Below are 18,953 nucleotides of genomic sequence, written 5' to 3' on the forward strand. Positions count from 1 at the left end.
CACGCCGCTGCCGCTTGATGACTGCCTCTACGCATTGCAGCCGTCGATCCCGCACCTGACGCGGTCAGCGCTGCATCGGTGCCTCCAGCGACACGGTATCTCCCGCCTGCCAGATGTCGAAGGCGGCAAGCCGAAGCGCCAGCGCTTCAAGGGCTATCCCATCGGCTTCTTCCACATGGATATAGCCGAGGTGCAGACAGCCGAAGGCAAGCTTTACCTGTTCGTCGCCATTGATCGCACGAGCAAGTTCGCAGTCACCCAGTTGGTCGACAAGGCCGACAGGCGAACCGCGTGGGAGTTCCTCGAGCATCTGTTGAAAGCCGTGCCCCGTCGGCACGGCAAACCGCCTTCCACGGCCGCAACAATCCGGTCCCGCAGATCACGCAATAGAGCTCGACCCATTCGTGCCAGCCTCCTTCGCCAGCACGGATCGTGAATCAGAAAACGCTCACCGTATGGGTCCCCGACGATTCAGTTCGGCCGAAAAACGCTTTAATGGGTCTGGCAGCGTCGATCGGGCTACGTGCCACCGCACCGCTTGGAACATTGACCGGCGTGCGATGGCTGTTCGTGCTGACCGAAACGCTTGGAACGCTGGTCAGCGTCCTAGCCTTCCTGTCCCGCAAGCTACGCGGGCGATAGGAAGATCATAAGGACCATGCCGCGCCGATCCTGATGGTTCGAGGTTGCAAGGGCGTCCACTGCGTTCGCCTCATATAGGCCAGCGGATTGCCCACGGCGAAGCGGTTGCCCGCGACATCAAGCAGGTTGGAGACATCGAGGGTCAGCGTCCTGTGTCGGTGGGTCCAGGCTAGTCCCATATCCGCCTGCGCATAATCGCCCTGCGGCAGATGGAGCGGCCCGACACCGACCCACGAGCGTCCCGCATAGCGAACTGAGCCGCGCAGCAGGAGGTCGTCGCCGGTGGCAAGCGACCATCGCCGGTCCAGCGCTACCCGCGTCGAAACCGCCGGAGTGTTAGGAAGAGCCTGCTGTCGGCCGCGGACAAAGGGCGGAGCAGGATCGGTCAAGACGCTGCGGGTCAGGACGAGCGCGCCGGTCAACCGAATGTTCCAGGCGGGCCGCCACTGCGCCGTCGTCTCCAGCGACCAGACTTGCCCATCGCCGATATTGGTGGTGTGCGGTCCCGCCATCCCGTAAAGGTCCGCCTGGATGCTACGCCAACTCGCGAAGGACAGCGCGGTTTGCCCGTGGAAGCGCGATGCGGGATCGCCGAACCGCAGGCCCGCTTCGATGGTGTCCAGCGTGTCGGGTCGGAACACGACATAGCCATCATCCGGCGATATGTCATCTGGATCGACCGACATTTCGGTGTCCAAGCCATAACCACCGACGCGCAGCCCGCGCTGGTAACGGAGATAGCCGGTCAGGCCGGGCTTCCAGTCCCAGCGCAGGGCGGCACTGGGCAAAAAGGTCACGTCGCCGCCATTGGGCACCTCCACCGCGAGCCCCTGCTCGCGCCCGCCGGGCAGGATGGTGGTGCCCGAAAAGTCGAGATAGGTCGCGCGCAAACCCATGGTCGCCATCAGCCCATGCCCCAACGCCAGAGTCGCTTCGCCGAACAGCGCCACGTCGACCACGCGGTTGCCAATACCGCGCAGCACCGTCCCGCCATCGCGACCCACGGTTGAATGGGTCAGCCAGTCGTCGCTGACCGTGGCATAACTGCCCAGTACGAAACCGTTGCCGCTGTCGCGGTGCCGGGCCAGGCGCAGTTCTCCGGTCAGGACCCGCGAGCTGCTTGCCGTCTCCAGCGCGGTGGCATCGCGCACCAGCCCCGCCGCATCATAGCGCGCCATGACGTTGTTCCTGACCAGTGACAGCGCCGCCGTCAGCGTCTGTCCCCCGGCGCTGCGACGCTGGACCGTGACCGAGCCCATTCGAAAGTCGTTCGACGACGGCTCCGCGACCGGCACCGCACGGGTCAACGGCGGGGCCGCGCCATCGACATATTGGGCATCGCGATTGTCGATCCGCTGATAGACGCCGCCGATATCGATCGTCCAGACATCGCTGGGGCGGATGCGCAAGGTGGCCCGGCCACCGCCCACGTCGCTGCGGTTCACGCCTTTCCCGCCCCGAAGCGTATCGTCGATATAGCCCGGCGTGCGCGATCCATAGCTCAGGATGCGCAGCGCGACGCTGTCACCCATTGGCGCGTTAAGGACCGCCATGGCGTCGCCGCCGGCCCCGCCATGTGCGATCCCCGTCGCCCCCAGGCCGACCGCACCCGACCAGCGCCCCAGTTCCGGCGGTTTGGGTGTGACGCGCATCACCCCGCCCAGCGCCCCCGTGCCGTAGAGCGTACCTTGCGGCCCCTCCAGCAATTCGACCGAGGCGATGTCATAGAGCGCGAGGTTCGGATCGGGCGCGCTATAATTAAGCTGAACTTCGCCCAGATACTGACCGACGGTCGCCTGGCTGCCGCCCACGAAACTGCTGTCGGCGATCCCCCGGACGAACAGCTTCTCGCGCCCCGGCCCCAAGCTCGTCGTCGTCAGCACCGGCAACAAATTCGCCAATGCGCGAGTGTCGGCATGCCCCCCGCTACCGATCGTCAGATCGTCGGCGGTCAACATATGGGCGTAACCGGGATAACCGTCGATCGGGACGCCGCGCTTGCTGGCCATCACGACAATCTCCGCCCCGACGACCGGAGGCGGAGGCGGATCGTGGCGCGGCGGCGGGGGTGCGGGATCGACGACGTGAGGAGCGCGCTCGATCCGATAGACCTCGGACGCGGTCCGCACCGCGACCAGGCCTGTACCTGCCAACAGGCGGGCAAGCGCCTGTTCGACGGTCATGCGGCCCCGGATGGGTGCACGCAAACGGCGCTGTGCCAGGATCGGGTCGGTGCCCGCCACGCTGACACCGCCTTGCAATCCGACCGTCACCAGGGCGCGAGACAGGGGCACCATCCCAATATCGAACCAGCGCACGTCGCCGCTCGCCGGACCTCGTCCGGCGGCGGCTATCGCAGACAGGATCATCGGGATCGTCACCCCGACGGCATGCAAAGCCCTCACCGTCGCACAAGCTCGTCCGGCATCAGGGGCCCATCCCCGCTCTAGCGCGCCGGGACGAACGACAAACGACCATGGGTCGTCTTCATACGAATAGGCAGTGCCGCCTCGATCTGGCGGCGGAACTGCGATCGGTCAGCGACCTGGAAGATCGCGCTGATCTTCATGCCGCGCAGCGCCGGGTCCACCGAAATGGGCGCGCCCATATAGCGGGACAGGGTGTGTGCAATCGACTCGATCGGCTTGTCGGTGAACACCAATTGCCCGTGCTCCCAGGCCAGCGCCTGATCGGGATCGATCCGCTCGACCGTATCGACCCGCGCGCCCCGCTCCCGGCTGAGCGCCGTTCCGGCTGGCAGCTTCGTGACGACGCCGCCGTCGACTGCGGGCGAGACGGATACCAGCCCCCGGCGGACCGCGACCGCGAAATTGCCCCCTTCATCGAGCACGTCGAATTCGGTTCCCAGCACCCGGACGTCACGCCCCGCCGCCATGACCGTGAAGGGCCGCGCCGCTTCATGGTGCACGTCGAACAAGACCTCGCCGGTCGCAAGCGTCGCTGTGCGCCGGTCATCCTCCAGCTGGACCGTCACCGCGCTGTTGCGGTTGAGGGTCAGCCGTGACCCGTCCGCCAGCGTTACAACCTTCGTCTCCTCGCCGCCGGTGCGATAGGTCTCGCCCGGGGGGTCGATCATCCACGTGATCTGCGGACCGGCCAGCACCGCCACCGCCGCAGCAGCAGCCATGCTCAGAAGTGGGAGCGCCCATCGCCGCGACCGGTCACGCTTCGCGCGCGCCTCGGCTAGGGAATGGACCGCCGCCCTCTCGCTCTGCGCGGCAAGCGGCGCTGCATCGCGCAGATCATCCGCCGCAACCCACAGGTTTTCGACCCTAGCATAGGCGGCGGCATGCGCCGGATCGGACTGAAGCCATGCGAGATGCGCCTCCCATAGCTGTTCGTCCTCGCAATCCTGCAGCCGAACGAACCACTGGATGGCTACCTCGTCCGCATCATCGGTCGTCATTGGTGCCATCGCGCTACCGCCCCGTCCTCCACTGGTCCCCCGATATCATGGACGAAGTCATTCCATGGGCTCCGCAAAATCTTTTGATGTCCGGGCACAGGACTATCGGTCAAGGCGCTGCGAGAGGTGCCGGAGGGCCGACATCATATGCTTTTCGATCAGGCTCCGCGACACGCCCATCCGCTCGGCCACCTGCGCATGCGTCAGCCCGTCGATCTTGTGCAGCCGAAAACTCGTCTGCACTGCCTGGGGCAGGTCGGCAAGCGCGAGACGCATCCGTTGCAATTGATCGCGGGCGATCAGCGCTTCGTCCTGGGGGACCGTGTCGCTGACCTCTTCGCCGCCGACCGAGGCATGATGATGCACCTCGTGCCAGTCGCTGTCTCGCCGGACACGGGCACGGTCCTGCCGCAGACGGTCGAGCAGGATATTGTTGCCCAGCCGATAGAGATAGCCGCCGGGGTGCAGCACCTCGGCATTACCGCGCGCCGAAACGACGCGTAGATAGATTTCCTGGACGATGTCTTGTGCGTCGGCCTCCCCTATCCGGGCCGCGAAATAACGGAGCAGCGCCGCCCTGCGCCCCAGGAAGGCGTCGAGCAGCGCCGTGGACGGCGACGGGGGCGGCACGATGTCGTTCATCGGTGACTTTTGCACGGGTGGTTCAGGATCGGGACGATCGGCTATCATCCCCGACGCGCGCGGCCAATGGAGCGCCGCGCCATCTCCACACGGCCTCCACGGGGTCTCCACAGAAGCGTTCGTTCCCGACGCGGGACGCGCGATGGCGTGGGTCACCGTGCGCCCTGCCAGTCCCGTATCCGCATACGCTCGACGAACAGCTCGCGCCGGGCGAACCGGCGGCCCAGCCAGCGGAAATAGCGGTCCTTCAGCGCGAAGGGTGTCAGATGATAGGCCACCCGCTCCGTGAGCGTCCAGCGTATCGGCACCCGCCGTCGTTCGGACGGACTGCACCAATGAGATGGCGTCATGCGCTGGCGTCCCAGCTTCATGACGCGATGCATGACCTCATGATCTCCTAGGACATAGGGCCAGCGGCACATGTCATAGCCGCCCGCCGCCCGCAGGGCGTCGGTGCGAAAGCAATGCCCCGCCGCACCGACATGGGTCTGCCGCGGCAATAGGAGATTGGCGATACATTGATGCATCGTCATGACGGCTGCCCTGGCTCCAAGGTTGTCCGAGGGCACGAAACAGGCCGACGCCGCAACGGTTCGCCCGCTGCGGTCGTCGAGCAGACGCTCGGCCTGCGCCAGATAGCAAAACGGATAGTAGGTATCGGCATCGCAGGTCGCGACGAACTCCGTTTCCACACGCGTCAGCCCGGCGGTGAAGGCGGCAGTCTGCCCGGGGATCTCGCTTTGGTGCAGGACGACATAATCGATGCCGCGACCGGCCAGGGCGCCATGGCATAGCGCGACCGAACAATCGGTCGAGCCATTGTCGATCAGGATCAGCTTGAACGGCCGCGTCTGGCGGCGAAGCTGCCGCAGCGTCGCGACGATCGTATCGGCTTCGTTGTAGAAGGCCAGCAGGATCGTCCACCTCGGGGCGGTGGCGACACCGGCAACCGGTTTATGCCACCAATCCTCATCAAAGGCGATCGTCTCATCGTCGGGTTCGTATCCTGGCATGCGCCATAGACGAAGACCACGCGCCTCCACCTCAAACCGGTTACGACTTTTCGAATTGCTGGCGTTGAGGTGCCCATTCGACCGCGTCGTCTCCTGATCAGACCGATGGAAATTAAGCGTGCGTGCCGTTGCGGCACCGGCCGAAGGGGGCATTGCGTTGATTGCTGCACCGATGATGGCATTGCTGGCGACGATGTCCTCGCCTTTGCAAGGGACGGTTCCGCCGGCCGGGGATTTCGACGCGGTCTCGATCACCGTCCCGCAGGTCCATGCGTTCGACCCGGCGGACTTCGACCCAGCCCCCACGAAAGAAGGCGCCCCCAACACGGACGATGAAATTGTGGTTACGGCGAGCCGCCACCGAGCGGACGATCCCCTGCGGCAGGTGAATAAGGCATCCTTCGCGCTAACTGAGACGGTGGACCACGCGGTCATGGCGCCGGTCGCCCATGCCTATGAACGCACGACCCCGAAGCCGATCCGAACCGGCTTGCGCAACATGTTCGCCAATCTGCGCGAGCCCGTGGCCTTCGCCAATTTCCTGCTCCAGCTCAAATTCGGCAAGGCGGTGGAAACGGCGGGCCGCTTCGCGATCAACTCGACGCTGGGCCTGGCCGGGGTCATCGACGTCGCGCGCCGGTGCCCGTTCAACCTTCCGCGCCGCCCGAACGGCTTTTCGGATACGCTGGGCTTTTACGGCGTGACGCCGGGGCCCTTTCTATTCGTGCCACTGATCGGGCCAACGACGCTGCGCGACCTGGTCGGCGGTACTGTGGACGGCGTCGCATCGCCGCTGATCATCGGCGGGCCGTTCCGCAACCGGGCTTATATCATCACCAGCAACGTTTTCCGCACACTCGATCGGCGCGCCGAAATGGATGAGGAATTGCGCGCGATGCGCGAGCAACCCGATCCCTATGCAGCACGGCGGGATCGCTATCTCGATCGGCGAGAGGCGCGGGTGCGGCGGTTGAAGGGGCAGGCCGATGGCGAGATATCGGTGGCGGAAACGCCCTATGGCCGGATCGATCCGTCAGCGAACGCCCATGCCTGCTACCATGGCCGAGACCATCGCGAGTGACCGCGACCGTCAAAGCTCCATCTTTTTTCTGATAGACGGATTGCGGAGCCCCCGCATCGACTTCGTCCATCGCACATCACCGCCATGCTTCAGGCGAACGGATGACAGGACGAATGATGCGACTTCTTGCCTTTTGCCTGGCCTCTCTTCTGCTCTCGGCAACGCTGATCCCCAACACCGCGCACGGCCAGAGCTGGCACTGGGATGGATATGATCGCAGTGGGTATCACGACTATCGTGACGGCTATGACGATGGCGGAGCCGACGGGTATCGCGACGGTCATGATGACGGTTACGAGCAGGGGCGTGGCGACGGCTATCATCGCGGCTATGCCGATGCCCGGGACGATGACCGTCCTGTCCACAATCCCTGCCGCGCCCAGGGTGGCGCCGGGGCCCTGCTGGGTGCGGTGGGCGGTGGCCTGGCGGGACATCTGGTCGCAGGACGCCGCGACAAGCTAATCGGAACGGCGCTCGGCGCGCTGGCGGGCGGGGTCGCAGGCGATGCCATCCACCGCCGGGACCGCTGCCGGTAATCGACACCCAATAAGAATAATGTTCCGACCGGTTGAGGTGATCCCCGAGCCATTTCGTCACAGCATCGATGGACGACGCCATCGACAAATATATTACGATACCGGGATTTTATCGACATGCCCAAAGTCTATACCCTGCTGATCCTTTCCATCGTTGCCGCTGGAACTGCCCTGTCGACACCGGCCTCGGCCCAGACAACTATCGGCGGACCCTATATCGTCGGCCGCGTCGGTTCGCTGATCGATTCCGATCTGAAGATGAAGGGACCGAATATGGCGCCGCCCTCAACCTTCCCGGCGAATGTCGACTTCCGGCGCGGCAAGTCGCTGGAGGGCGGCCTGGGCTATGATCTGGGCGGCTTCCGGCTCGAAGCGACGGTCGGCTACACCGCAGCCCGCGCCAATGCCAAGCGCCTTGATAGCGCGTCGCTGGTATCCGATGGTCGGTCCAAGACGCTCAGCCTGGGCCTGGCAGGCTATGTCGACGTGCCGGTGGAAGGCCCGCTCCGTCCCTTCGTCGGTGGTGGTATCGATGTCGTCCGCGTGACCGAACGCCTGTCACGCACGACGCGGGCCGGCGGCCAGGGCAGCTCCATGAACGGGCGCGACTGGGGCCTGCGTTGGCACGCCGATGCGGGTGTCGGCTATTCGTTGAGCGACAGCACCACGGTCGAACTCGCGGGCCGCTACGCGCAGACCACCGGGCTTCAGTTCGCAGCGCGGATGCCGCTCGCCAATGGCGGGACCGTCGCCACCAGCTACAAGCCGAAACTTACGGCTACCTCGATCACCGTCGGACTGCGCCAGCGCTTCTGACGGTGCGGCTGGCGGGCGGACACTCCCTGCCATCCGCCAGCCCCCCTTCTTCATCACCCGAGCCGATCCCGGTGTCCCATGGCCTGTCCCGGGGGCGTATCATGCCCTGTCGGCCGCCCGTTCCCTTCAGACTGGACGTTCGCTTCATGCCGCTGATCTGTTGTGCTGGAACGCCCTTTTGAAAGCTCACTCAGGGCTCCATGACTTTCAAATCGTCAGGCCGACGAAGATGGCCCCCGTCCGGCCACGATCCTGTGCCACCTCGAACGCCTCGTTGATTTGGTCGAGCGGGAAGCGATGGGTAATCAGCGCCTGCGTCTGCAGCGCGCCGCGCGCCACCAGATCGAGCACCTCGACCTGTTCGGCATGGATGTCGTGAAAGGCGAAGCTGGCGCTGGGGATCAGGGTGATCTCTGACATCTGGATGCGCTGCCATTCCAGCGGGATGGCGATGTCGCCAGCATCGAAGCCACCGACGATGACGACCTTGCCGCCGCGCCGCACCAGCCGCGTGGCGAGCGGCAACGTCTCGGGCATGGACTCGCCGCCCGCGCATTCGAACACGATGTCGGCGCCCCGATCATCGGTCAGCGCGCGGATCGCGGCCTCGGGCTCCTCGTCATCCGAATGGATGGTGCGGTCCGCGCCCAGCCGCGCTGCCAATGCGAGGGCGTGCGGCATCTTGTCGATGATCGTCACGGTCGCGCCGCTGGCCTTGGCGAGCATCAGCTGGCCCAACCCGATCGGCCCCGCCCCGATGATCGCCACGCGCGCCCCGATGGTCAGGCCGGACAGATGCTGGGCATGTAGCGCCACGGCATAGGTATCGAGCAGCGCGGCGTCGTCGAACCCCACGCTGTCAGGCAGGCGGTGGAACTTGTGCTGCGGACCGACGACATATTCGGCATAGGCGCGCGAGACGCTGGCGCGGCGGGTAGGATAGAGATCGGGGCAGCGATTATATTGCTGCACCCGGCACCATTCGCAGTGGCCACAGCCGAGCACGGATTCGACCAGCACCCGGTCACCGACCGCGACGTGGGTGACCGCCGGACCGATCTCGACCACCTCGCCCGCCAGTTCATGGCCCATGATACAGCAATGCAGTTCTTCTTCGGCCTTTTCCCAATGGCGCAAGTCGGTGCCGCAGATACCCGCCATCCGCACCCGCGCCTTGACCCAGTTGTCGGCGGGCAGGCGCGGTTCCTCGACCTCGGCGATCTCAAAACGGCCATCGGCGGTCTTGCGGGCGGCTTTCATGGCGTCGCTCCCGGATGGGCGGCGGGTAGCTCCTGCCCCGCCGCTATGGTGGTGGATGTCAGCCCCCTGCCCCCAAACGGGATGTCGCCGTCCGCCAGAGCAGCGACCAGCGCCCGCCCGTCGCGCAGCCCCGCATCCCACCGCGCCCGCACGGAGCGGGGCGAGAAATCCAGCGCCTTGCCCGCGACTTCATCCTGCTGGTCGGTATAACGCAGCTGCACCAACGTGACCGATGCCGCCGCCTTGTCTTGAGCGGTGGCATAATGCTCCTGCCAGCGCACCATGGTCCGGCGCGACTGGGCGGCGAAGACCAGGTCCTGCGTTCGACTGATCAGACCGCCAAGAGTCGGCGCGCGCGGGCCAGCCAATGGCAACAGGTCGACGGCAATGCATAGCAGCGGTGCGTCGCCAGGATCGGCCAGCACGGGATCGAGCGGTAGATTGGCCGACAACCCGCCATCGACATACAGCGCGCCGTCGATCGCAACCGGAGGAAAGGCAGGCGGCATGGCGCAGCTTGCGCGGACATGGTAGGGCATGATCGGGTCACGCGCGCTGTCGAAGACGACTTCCTCACCGGTATCGAGCGTCACCGCCTGCGCCATGTAGCGGACTCTGCCATCATTCAGCCGGTCGAAATCAACAAGACGCCTCAGCGTATGCGCCAGCGGGGTCGTGTCATAGAGCGCGGGCGCGTCGCGCTCGGCCAGGGCGGTGCCCAGCGGCGCGAACAGGCCCCGCCGCCCGCCGAGGAGCGTCGCGATCACCTCGCCGCTGCGCCGCCAGCTGTCGATCATATCATCCCAGGCCGAGACGGTGATGGCGCCCGTCCCTTCGGGCCGCCACAGGTCGGACAGCCGCGATAGACGATACGACGGTGCATTGCCCGCGATGATCGCGCCGTTGATCGCGCCCACCGAGGTACCGACGACCCAGTCGGGTGAGATACCGACCCCATGCAGGGCCTCATAGACCCCGGCCTGATAGGCACCCAGCGCATTGCCCCCGGCCAGGACCATGGCGATGCGGAGATCGGGCGGCAGGAGCAGCGTCATGGACCGACAAACCCGCGAACGCCGGGATGGTGGCGTGGCAGGCGCAGTAATATCGTTAAAACTCAATGATATGGATCAGTCCCCGCGGACATTGATGGCAACCCCGGCCGCAAGCGGGGCGTTGCCCGACACCCATGCCCCTGGACCCGCAAACCGAGCTGACCACCGCCGATCGCGAGCGCGGCTTGCGGCTGCTTGTCGTCGAGGCGGGGTTTTCGGGCGGCGCGGCCGCGCTGACCAGCGGGGTGATCCTGACCGCCTTCGCGCTGCATCTGGGGGCGTCGAACGTGATGGTCGGCATCCTCGCCGCGATGCCGTTCCTCGCGCAGTTGCTTCAGCTTCCCGCCATCCAACTGGTCGAGCGATGGCGGCGGCGCAAGCGGATCGCGGTCCTGTCCAGCCTGGTCGGGCGCACCATGTTGGCGGTGATGGCGGTACTCGCCTTTTTCAGCGGGACGACCGCGCTGCTGATCTTCCTGGGCGCGCAGATGCTGCTCTGCGGACTGGGTGCGGTCGGCGGATGCGCCTGGAATAGCTGGATGCGCGATCTCGCGCCCGATGATCGATTGGGCGACGTCTTTGCCCGGCGGACGGTATGGCTGACGGCGATCAGCCTGATCCTGGGGCTGGTCGCCGCGCTGGCACTCGATTGGACGCGCACGGGATCACCCGCGCGAGACATGGTGTTCGCCGCGATGTTCGCGAGTGGCTGCGTCACCGGGCTGATCAGCGCACGGATCGTCGCGATGATGCCGGAACCGCTGATGCCGCACGCCCCCGGCCCCATCAGACTGCGCGCCCTGCTGGCCCAGCCGCTCCACGACCCCAATTTCCGCCGATTGCTGGTCTTCGTGGCCAGCTGGCAGTTCGCGATCAACCTCGCGACACCCTTCTTCACCGTCTTCATCGTCCGCCAGCTGCATTTCGCAGTCAGTTTCGTGCTGCTACTCAGCGTCGCCAGTCAGGTCGCCAATATCCTGGCGCTGCGCCTTTGGGGGCGGCTCAGCGACCGGTTCGCCAACAAGTCGGTGCTGGCGGTGTGCGCCCCGGCCTATATCTTGGCGATCGTCGCGATGATCGGCGCGTCGCAATTGGGCGACCGGGGCGCGGTGAAACTGTGGCTAATCATGCTTCACCTCGTCATGGGCGCGACGATCGCGGGTGTGACGCTGGTCAGCACCAATATCGCCTTGAAACTGTCGCCAAAGGGGTCCGCCACCGCCTATGTCGCGGCCAATGCGATGACCACCGCCATCGCGGCCGGGATCGCACCGATCCTGGGCGGGTTGCTGGCGCAGTTCTTCGCCGCCCGCCAGTTCGAGCTGGTGGCGCGCTGGCGCAGCCCCAACGGCATCTTCTCCCTGCCGATCACCCTCACCGCCTGGGACTTTTATTTCCTGCTGGCCGGGCTGATCGGCCTCTATGCGATCCACCGCCTGTCGCTGGTGCGCGAGCAGGGTGAGATCGAGCGGCGGGCCATGGTCGGGCAGGTGCTGAACGAGACGCGGCGCAGTATCCGCAACATATCCTCGGTCGCGGGGCTGCGTGCCGCGACCGATCTGCCCGGCGCACTCCTGCGCGATGCCCGCACCCGCATCCGGTTGAAGCGCGCGCAGGCGGCGCGGGCGGGACGAATGCACTGACCCAGTTTAGCGGAACGTAATTCGTCAGGAACTCCACACTTTCTCAACGGGTTGGCGATCATCCCGTCCCCCTTTCGGAGTTGTGGCATGCCCCGAACAGCGACGGCCGAAGCGCCGCCCGCGATCAGCCCTCATCTGCTGGACCTGCGCGAGCTGCTGCGCGACGAACCCGCGCCGCTGGCTGATTTCGCCGTCGGCGATCTGACGATCCGGCTGCATCGGACCGCGACTTCGGTGTTCGCGATCGTGCGGCGCAAGGGCAGCACCGGCGGGCTGGCGGTGCGCGCCGCCTTTGTGCCGACCAGCTTCGATTGCGCGGTTCTACCGCCCGAGGATGGCGAGGTCGCCCGGCTCCGCCTGACCAGCGCCATGGGCGAGCATATCGTCTCCTGTTTCTCCGACCGGCTGGCGGTGGAGCGACTGCGCATCACCACGCGCTTCACGCCGGCCCGACCGATGATCCTGCCCCCCGCCCCGCGCGACCTCTACCCCTTTGGCACGAACGACGATCCCTTGCGCGCGCAAGGCGTGGTCGAGGCGTCGCAGCGCGGGCTGAATACCGGGCTTCTCTATTTCCGGATCGACGCGCCCGCCTTTGGCAACATCCTCTACATCCAGAATTTCACCGCCTCGAACACGTATTTTCAAGCCACCGGCACCGTCCCGCGCGAGGCGGTGGCGGGCAGCTGGCCCGAGCTGGGCTATGCGCTGCCCGTTCCCGAGGCCGACGCCGATCCCGCCGAGGTCGCGTTACCGGCGGGAGAGTGCGTGACGCTGTCTGACACGATCCTGGTCTTTCGCCACCGCGCGCCCCCGCACGAACGCGAAGCCGCGCGCCAGTTCGTGCAGATGCTCGGCAGCGCCTATGATCTGCTCGATCCGTCACCCGTCGCCTATCGCGACTGGATCGACCGCGCCGAGCGGGCCGCGCGCGATCTGGACGAAGCCCCCGCCGCCACGATCCGCCATTACGGCCATCGCTATGTCCACCCCTATACCGCTGCCGAATATCCCGACATCATGGTGCAGCTGTCGGTCATCGCCGCACTGCACCGATGGGGCAATTGGTGCGGCGAGCCGCATCCGCTGGAAGCCGCGTTCAAGGCGGGGTTGCCGCGCTTCTTCGACGAAAAGCTCGGCACGTTCCGCCGCTACCTGCCCAATGTCGGCAAGGATAAGAATGCCGACGCGGTCGACAGCTGGTATCTCTATCACCCGCTGCTCAACCTCGGCACACTGGCGCTGGACGGTGATGAGGATGCGCGGGCGCTGTTTCTGAAGGCGATCGATTACGGCGTGCGGGTCGCGCGGCATTTCGATTATCGCTGGCCGATCGAATATGACGTCACCGACTTCTCGATCATCACCCTGGAAGCTCCGGTCGACGGGCGCGGGCAGACTGATGTCGGCGGCATCTATGCCTGGGTTATGCTCCAGGCGTTCGAGCTGACCGACGACAAGACCTATCTCGACGAAGCACGCGCGGCAATCGACGCCGCCATCGGCCTGGGCTTCAACCTCAACTATCAGGCCAATCTGACCGCCTGGGGCGCGGCGGCCTGCATGCGGCTGTGGCGGATCACCAATCGCGACGTCTATCGCGAGCAGAGCTATGTCTATCTCGCCAGCTTCCTGCACAATGCGGTGATCTGGGACAGCCGGATCGGCCATGCCGCGCATTACGAGACGTTCCTGGCGGTCACCTGTCTTCAGGACGCGCCGTACATGGCGATGTACGAATGTTTCGACAGCTATGTCGCGTTCGAGCGCTATCTGGACGATGGCGGCCCCGACCTCGACCCCGAGGCGCGGATGCTGATCGGCGAATATTGCCGCCATGCCCTATCGCGCGCCTGGTATTATTATCCCGACGCGCTGCCCCCCGAGGCGATCTCCGGGAAGCAACGCGAGGCCAATGGCCATATCGACCACGCGCTCTCCTTCCCGCTGGAGGATCTCTATCCCGATGGCCAGCCCGCCGGACAGGTGGGACAGGAGGTGTACGGCGCAGGCGCGGCGTTCATCTTCGCGACCAGCGCGTTCCACACCGTCGAAGGCGCCCCCTTCCGCCTCTATTGCGACATGCTGGTCCGCGCGGTCGAGCGGGTCGGCGACCATGCGCTGTCGATCACGCTCGACGGGGGCGAGACGCGCACCGCCTGGCTGCGCCTCGTCCGGCTCAAGCGACGCACGCTGACAGACAGCCGCGTCACCACCGCGAGAGGCGAGACCATCGAACCCGATACGGTCAGCGCCGACCGCATCGATTACCGCGTGCCCGCACATGGCCGCCTGATCCTGACCTGGGAATAACGATGACCAAAAACCCCACCATGCTGTCCGGCCGCCGCATCCTGCTGACCGGGGGTACCACCGGCATCGGCCGCGCCGCGCTGAAGGCACTGGCGAACGAGGGCGCCCGCGTCCTGACCTTCGGGCGGCATCGCGACACGCTCGACGCCGCGCTCGCCGGGATCGATGGCGAGGTGATCGGCATCGTCGAGGATGCGGCGACGCGCGAAGGCATCGACCGGGTCTTTGGCGCCGTCGACGATCGGCTGGGGGGCATCGACATGCTGGTCGCCTGCGCCGCACTCGGCGCGCAGCCAATCCATGAGATGGCGGACGATGACTGGCGCTACGTCATCGACGCCAATCTGACCGGCTATCTCGCCTGCGCCCGCGCCGCGATCCTGCGCATGCAGGACCAGGGCGGCGGCCATCTGCTGTTCGTCGGATCGATCAGCGCCGAGATCAAGGCGGCGGGCGAAAGCGTCTATGCCGCGACCAAGGCGGGCATCCAGGCCTTTGCCGAGACGCTGCGCAAGGAGGTCGCCGACAAGCGCATCCGCGTCAGCGTGATCCAGCCCGGATCGGTCGACACCGAGATGCAGGAATGCAGCGAAGAGGAGAAACAGGCCGCCGTCGCGGAAGGCCGGATGCTGCCCGCCGAGGATGTCGCCGACGCGATCCTGTTCGTCCTCAGCCGGTCGGCCAATTGCGACATCGTCAATCTGCGCATCGAGCCGCTGATCCAGAAGACCGCCTGAGGCGGGACGTTAAAGCCCCACCCGCCTTACGACCAACCCCACCGCCGCGATCCGTTCGACATCGACATAGGTCGGCTTTTCCAATTCGTCGCCAAAGATGTCGGGATCGAGCTCGGAGTAATCGATCTCAAAGCCGATAGCGGGCAGATGCTCGGCCAGCGCCATGCGCAGCACGTCCTGCCCGTCGACGACCGAGGCTCCCGTATGCAGGATCAGCCGTCCCCTCGGCTTGAGCAGTGCCAGGGCCTGTACCGTCCAGTCGAGCGAAAGCTGGCCACCATACAGGTCGCCCCCATCGCGGTAAGCCCGGCGATCCGCATCGATCATGAACGGCGGATGGGTGACGATCTGGTCGAAGGAGTCGCTGAGTTCCTTTGGCGCCAACACCCGCTTCACGCTGTGCGCGACACCGGCATGTTCGGCGTTGATCGACGCGAGGAACAGCCCGCGCGGATTGATGTCGGCCAGCGTCAGATGCGAGCCGCGCGCAACCCGCGCCGCGACGATCCCGCCGACCCCGGCACCCGCGCCATAATCGAGGATGCATTTCGCGCCCGTATCCATCCGCCCGATGATCAGCTTGGCGAACCGATAGCTGTCCGGCCCCAGAAACACGGCGTCCGTGGCCGTGGTCGGATAGGCGGAATGGAGGAACAGCGTCCCCTCGACGCGTGACACACGCAACGTGGCTTGCAAGAAGCCGTCATCGCGCTCGACCAGCATCTCCGCAGCGTCCAAGGCGGCGCGAAGCTCGGCGTCCAGCACCGACGCCGAAAAGGGCAGGCTCCAGCCCAATATGTCCCGCACATCGGTCGCAGGCCGATCCCCGCGATTGACGAGGACCCGCGCGTGGGTGGCGGGCGTCGGCGTCACGAACGCATAACCCCGTACTTCCAGCAATTGCAGAAGGCGCAACAGGCCCTCGCGCTGCTTTGCCGATCCGGTTGGGGCCTGGATCGCTCCCGGAGGCTGGTTCGTTTCCTCTATCACATTATTATCCCTATGTTTTCTCCCTCAATATCAAAGGCTAAGCGCGGTTCCCGGGTTCAATATGGATCAGCCTGTTGGTCGGCCCGGCTGCGCTTGCTCGATCGCTTTTTGCCGTCCACGCCCGGCTCCGAAAACCAACATGGCCAAGATACCCGCCGCCCCGGCGACGAGCACCGAAGGACGGACCCCGAGGCGGACCGCCGTACGGTCAAGCATCACCTCTCCTCGACCGACGGCGTTGACCAGTCGCGGCACTAGCTCCGTGTCGATGAAGAATTTGGGGGCCGAAGGGCCCGTCGTCTTTTTTAGCATATAGTCGCGGCCGACCGTCATGGCATTTCTCCTTTTTAAATCCGTATCTTAGATCAAATTTGGGATAGCCGCCGCCGCCACAGGGTTAACGACAAGACCCGGCGAATGTTTCGCAAGGAAACGCCCGCCACCCCGGCCGGAGATACCCGATGAAAGCCACGTACAAGCCGTATCGCCTCCCCTCCGGCGGATGGGGCTCTGCTCGCTCGGTCGGCAACATTCTGCGCCGGGAGGGCGTGCTGGGCAGCGCCAGCGTCGCGCTGTCGCGGCATAACAAGGTCGATGGCTATCAGTGCAACAGCTGCGCCTGGGTCAAACCCGCCACACCGCTTCCGTTCGAGTTCTGCGAGAACGGCGTGAAGGCGGTGGCGTGGGAATTGACCGCGCATCGCTGCACACCCGCCTTCTTCGCCGAACATACGGTCAGCGAGTTGCTGACGTGGGACGACTATCATCTGGAACAGCCCGGCCGCCTGACCCATCCGCTGCGCTATTATCCCGCGACCGACAAATATATGCCGGTGTCGTGGGGCCATGCCATCGCGGAGATCGCCCACGAACTTCGCGCCGTGGAAGACAAGCAACACGGCACCGTCTTCTACAGCTCCGGCCGGTTGTCGAATGAAGGCAGCTATCTTTATCAGCTGTTCGCCCGGCTTTACGGCAACAACAACCTGCCCGACAGTTCGAACATGTGCCACGAGACGACCTCGGTCGCCCTGCCCGCCAGCATCGGCCAGGGCGTCGGCACGGTTGATCTGGGGGACTTTGCGACCACCGACTGCCTGATGTTCTTCGGTCAGAATCCGGGCAGCAATTCGCCGCGCATGCTGCACCCGCTTCAGGAGGCCAGCCAGCGCGGGGTGCCGATCATCACCTTCAATCCGCTGCGCGAACGGGGACTGGAACGGTTCCTGAACCCCCAGTCGCCGACCGAGATGCTGACGGGCAAGAATACGCGGATCAGCTCGGACTATCATCAGGTCAAGAATGGCGGCGATCTGGCCGCGATCGCGGGCATCTGCAAGGCGGTGCTGACGCTGCATGACGACGCCTTGGCGGCGGGTGAGCCGCCGATCCTCGACCTGGCCTTCATCGAAGAGCACACGCACGGCTTTGAGCGCTTCGCCGAATGGCTGCGGGTACAGGATTGGGACGAGCTGGAACGGCGGTCGGGTCTCCATCGTGCCGATCTCGAAGCGACCGCGCTCATCTATGCGCGCGCGCACTCGACCATCGGCATTTACGGCATGGGCCTGACCCAGCACCGTGCGGGGGTTGAGACGGTGCAGATGCTGGTCAACCTGCTCCTGATGCGCGGCAATATCGGGCGGTCCGGCGCGGGCATCTGTCCGGTGCGCGGCCACAGCAATGTCCAGGGCCAGCGGACGGTCGGCATCACCGAAAAGCCCGAGCTATTCCCGCTCGACCGGCTGGGCGAGCAGTTCGGCTTCGAGCCGCCGCGCGAGGCGGGATACAACACGGTCGAGGCATGTGAGGCGATCCTCGAAGGCCGGGTGAAAGCGTTCTTCATGCTGGGCGGCAATTTCGCCCGCGCCATTCCCGACCAGGGCCGGATAGAGCCCGCCTGGCGCCGGATGCGGCTGACCGTCAACGTCCTGACCAAGCTCAACCGCACGGCGCTGCTCCCCGGCGAGATCAGCTATATCCTGCCGGTGATCGGGCGGCTGGAGATAGACGAGACCGCAGCCGGGCAGCAGGTGCTGTCGATGGAGGACACCTCCGGCTGCGTCCACGGCAATCGCGGGATTCGCACACCGGCCTCTCCGCATCTCATCAGCGAGATACGGCTGCTGTGCGAACTGGCCAAACAGGTATTCGAGCCCCACCCCAAGGTGCGGTGGGACGATTATATGACCGACTATGCCGAAATCCGGCGGGAGATCGCGGACACCCTGCCCGACAATTTCCACGACTATGAAACGCGGATGTGGGAGCCCGGCGGCTTCCAGCGCGATCTGCCCGCCAAACGGCGCGAATGGCAAACCGATACCGGCCGCGCCAATTTCGTCACACCGGAGGCACTCGACGAGGATCTCGACATGCCGGACGTCGGGCATGACGTGCTGCGGCTGATGACCCTGCGCAGCAACGACCAGTTCAACACCACGGTCTATGGCTATAATGATCGCTTCCGGGGTATCGACGGCATCCGCAACGTCGTGCTGATGAACCGCTCCGACATCGAACGCCGCGGTCTGAAGGTCGGGCAGGCGGTAACGTTGCGCACCGTCTCCGATGACGGCGTCGACCGGCATCTGTCGGGGATGATCGTCGTCGCCTACGACATTCCGGTCGGGTGCATCGGCGGCTATTATCCTGAGTGCAACGTCCTGATGCCGGTGTGGCATTATGCCGTGGGCAGCAAGACGCCGGCCGCCAAATCCATTCCAGTGACGGTCGAAAGCGACGGCGACGCGATCCTGGAGCCGGGAATGGAGGATCGTTCGACGGCATGACCGCCG

At 65.5% G+C, this 18,953-nt stretch carries 16 protein-coding genes and 1 pseudogene; 9 read left to right on the forward strand and 8 right to left on the reverse strand.

Features of this window, described 5'->3' with window-relative positions:
* Together SP6_RS20605 and SP6_RS21110 are read left to right on the forward strand one after the other, a co-directional pair.
* Positions 1-328, forward strand: a pseudogene (locus SP6_RS20605) (transposase family protein); the annotation flags it as partial.
* A 167-nt stretch (positions 329-495) separates the two neighbouring features.
* Entirely contained in the window at positions 496-642 is a 147-nt protein-coding gene (locus tag SP6_RS21110; RefSeq protein WP_007404562.1) for a hypothetical protein, read from the forward strand.
* A gap of 5 nt (positions 643-647) precedes the next feature.
* On the opposite strand, the gene SP6_RS18760 is transcribed toward SP6_RS21110, so the two are convergent.
* From SP6_RS18760 to SP6_RS20610, 4 genes are all read right to left on the reverse strand, one after another.
* Entirely contained in the window at positions 648-3,011 is a 2,364-nt protein-coding gene (locus tag SP6_RS18760) for a TonB-dependent receptor (protein WP_130120070.1), read from the reverse strand.
* A gap of 77 nt (positions 3,012-3,088) precedes the next feature.
* Positions 3,089-4,069, reverse strand: coding sequence for a FecR family protein (locus SP6_RS18765; RefSeq protein ID WP_007404690.1), 981 nt, complete (start codon positions 4,067-4,069; stop codon positions 3,089-3,091).
* Between the two features lie 102 nt (positions 4,070-4,171).
* A complete protein-coding gene (locus SP6_RS18770) occupies positions 4,172-4,711 on the reverse strand; it encodes a sigma-70 family RNA polymerase sigma factor (RefSeq protein ID WP_042469504.1) in 540 nt (179 codons plus the stop codon).
* A gap of 152 nt (positions 4,712-4,863) precedes the next feature.
* A complete protein-coding gene (locus tag SP6_RS20610) occupies positions 4,864-5,724 on the reverse strand; it encodes a glycosyltransferase (RefSeq protein WP_007404497.1) in 861 nt (286 codons plus the stop codon).
* 118 nt (positions 5,725-5,842) lie between these two features.
* Between SP6_RS20610 and SP6_RS18780 the strand changes: the two genes are divergently transcribed.
* The 3 genes from SP6_RS18780 to SP6_RS18790 all read left to right on the forward strand — a co-directional run bounded on the left by SP6_RS18780 (position 5,843) and on the right by SP6_RS18790 (position 8,157).
* Positions 5,843-6,805: an MlaA family lipoprotein gene (locus SP6_RS18780; RefSeq protein WP_158005306.1), complete on the forward strand. Its 963-nt coding sequence runs from the start codon at positions 5,843-5,845 to the stop codon at positions 6,803-6,805.
* 113 nt (positions 6,806-6,918) lie between these two features.
* Positions 6,919-7,341 carry a glycine zipper 2TM domain-containing protein gene (locus SP6_RS18785; protein ID WP_050794153.1) on the forward strand — a complete coding sequence of 141 codons (423 nt, stop codon included), beginning with the start codon at positions 6,919-6,921 and terminating at the stop codon, positions 7,339-7,341.
* Positions 7,342-7,458: 117 nt separating this feature from the next.
* Complete coding sequence (locus tag SP6_RS18790; protein WP_007404594.1) at positions 7,459-8,157, forward strand: outer membrane protein; 699 nt, start codon at positions 7,459-7,461, stop codon at positions 8,155-8,157.
* Between the two features lie 207 nt (positions 8,158-8,364).
* Here SP6_RS18790 and SP6_RS18795 read toward each other — a convergent pair whose 3' ends face one another.
* Together SP6_RS18795 and SP6_RS18800 are read right to left on the reverse strand one after the other, a co-directional pair.
* The gene (locus tag SP6_RS18795; RefSeq protein ID WP_007404682.1) at positions 8,365-9,417 is read right to left on the reverse strand and encodes a zinc-dependent alcohol dehydrogenase; all 1,053 of its coding nucleotides are present in this window, start codon (positions 9,415-9,417) and stop codon (positions 8,365-8,367) included.
* Complete coding sequence (locus tag SP6_RS18800) at positions 9,414-10,472, reverse strand: patatin-like phospholipase family protein (protein WP_007404698.1); 1,059 nt, start codon at positions 10,470-10,472, stop codon at positions 9,414-9,416. Before SP6_RS18800 ends, SP6_RS18795 begins: the two co-directional genes overlap by 4 nt.
* A gap of 134 nt (positions 10,473-10,606) precedes the next feature.
* Here SP6_RS18800 and SP6_RS18805 point away from each other — a divergent pair, with 134 nt between their 5' ends.
* The 3 genes from SP6_RS18805 to SP6_RS18815 all read left to right on the forward strand — a co-directional run bounded on the left by SP6_RS18805 (position 10,607) and on the right by SP6_RS18815 (position 15,165).
* On the forward strand, positions 10,607-12,115 hold the full coding sequence (locus tag SP6_RS18805) for an MFS transporter (protein ID WP_007404649.1): 1,509 nt from the start codon (positions 10,607-10,609) through the stop codon (positions 12,113-12,115).
* Positions 12,116-12,202: 87 nt separating this feature from the next.
* Positions 12,203-14,428, forward strand: coding sequence for a hypothetical protein (locus SP6_RS18810; protein ID WP_007404647.1), 2,226 nt, complete (start codon positions 12,203-12,205; stop codon positions 14,426-14,428).
* Between the two features lie 2 nt (positions 14,429-14,430).
* Complete coding sequence (locus tag SP6_RS18815; RefSeq protein WP_037568257.1) at positions 14,431-15,165, forward strand: SDR family oxidoreductase; 735 nt, start codon at positions 14,431-14,433, stop codon at positions 15,163-15,165.
* Between the two features lie 9 nt (positions 15,166-15,174).
* Here SP6_RS18815 and SP6_RS18820 read toward each other — a convergent pair whose 3' ends face one another.
* Positions 15,175-16,155, reverse strand: a complete 981-nt coding sequence (locus tag SP6_RS18820; protein WP_007404684.1) for a methyltransferase — start codon at positions 16,153-16,155, stop codon at positions 15,175-15,177.
* Between the two features lie 66 nt (positions 16,156-16,221).
* The gene (locus SP6_RS18825; protein WP_007404621.1) at positions 16,222-16,488 is read right to left on the reverse strand and encodes a hypothetical protein; all 267 of its coding nucleotides are present in this window, start codon (positions 16,486-16,488) and stop codon (positions 16,222-16,224) included.
* A 128-nt stretch (positions 16,489-16,616) separates the two neighbouring features.
* Between SP6_RS18825 and SP6_RS18830 the strand changes: the two genes are divergently transcribed.
* A complete protein-coding gene (locus SP6_RS18830; RefSeq protein WP_042469505.1) occupies positions 16,617-18,947 on the forward strand; it encodes an FdhF/YdeP family oxidoreductase in 2,331 nt (776 codons plus the stop codon).
* The last annotated feature ends 6 nt before the right edge of the window (positions 18,948-18,953 follow it).

Source organism: Sphingomonas paucimobilis NBRC 13935 (genome assembly GCF_000739895.2).
Taxonomy (GTDB): Bacteria; Pseudomonadota; Alphaproteobacteria; order Sphingomonadales; family Sphingomonadaceae; genus Sphingomonas; species Sphingomonas paucimobilis.

Excerpts from the sequence above, each read along its gene's own strand:
- SP6_RS18790 (WP_007404594.1), top strand. The coding sequence starts at position 7,459 with ATGCCCAAAGTCTATACCCTGCTGATCCTTTCCATCGTTGCCGCTGGA.
- SP6_RS20610 (WP_007404497.1), bottom strand. The coding sequence starts at position 5,724 with ATGCCAGGATACGAACCCGACGATGAGACGATCGCCTTTGATGAGGAT.
- SP6_RS18805 (WP_007404649.1), top strand. The coding sequence starts at position 10,607 with ATGCCCCTGGACCCGCAAACCGAGCTGACCACCGCCGATCGCGAGCGC.
- SP6_RS18800 (WP_007404698.1), bottom strand. The coding sequence starts at position 10,472 with ATGACGCTGCTCCTGCCGCCCGATCTCCGCATCGCCATGGTCCTGGCC.
- SP6_RS18765 (WP_007404690.1), bottom strand. The coding sequence starts at position 4,069 with ATGACGACCGATGATGCGGACGAGGTAGCCATCCAGTGGTTCGTTCGG.
- SP6_RS18770 (WP_042469504.1), bottom strand. The coding sequence starts at position 4,711 with ATGAACGACATCGTGCCGCCCCCGTCGCCGTCCACGGCGCTGCTCGAC.
- SP6_RS18830 (WP_042469505.1), top strand. The coding sequence starts at position 16,617 with ATGAAAGCCACGTACAAGCCGTATCGCCTCCCCTCCGGCGGATGGGGC.
- SP6_RS21110 (WP_007404562.1), top strand. The coding sequence starts at position 496 with ATGGGTCTGGCAGCGTCGATCGGGCTACGTGCCACCGCACCGCTTGGA.
- SP6_RS18785 (WP_050794153.1), top strand. The coding sequence starts at position 6,919 with ATGATGCGACTTCTTGCCTTTTGCCTGGCCTCTCTTCTGCTCTCGGCA.
- SP6_RS18815 (WP_037568257.1), top strand. The coding sequence starts at position 14,431 with ATGACCAAAAACCCCACCATGCTGTCCGGCCGCCGCATCCTGCTGACC.
- SP6_RS18825 (WP_007404621.1), bottom strand. The coding sequence starts at position 16,488 with ATGACGGTCGGCCGCGACTATATGCTAAAAAAGACGACGGGCCCTTCG.
- SP6_RS18810 (WP_007404647.1), top strand. The coding sequence starts at position 12,203 with ATGCCCCGAACAGCGACGGCCGAAGCGCCGCCCGCGATCAGCCCTCAT.
- SP6_RS18795 (WP_007404682.1), bottom strand. The coding sequence starts at position 9,417 with ATGAAAGCCGCCCGCAAGACCGCCGATGGCCGTTTTGAGATCGCCGAG.
- SP6_RS18760 (WP_130120070.1), bottom strand. The coding sequence starts at position 3,011 with ATGATCCTGTCTGCGATAGCCGCCGCCGGACGAGGTCCGGCGAGCGGC.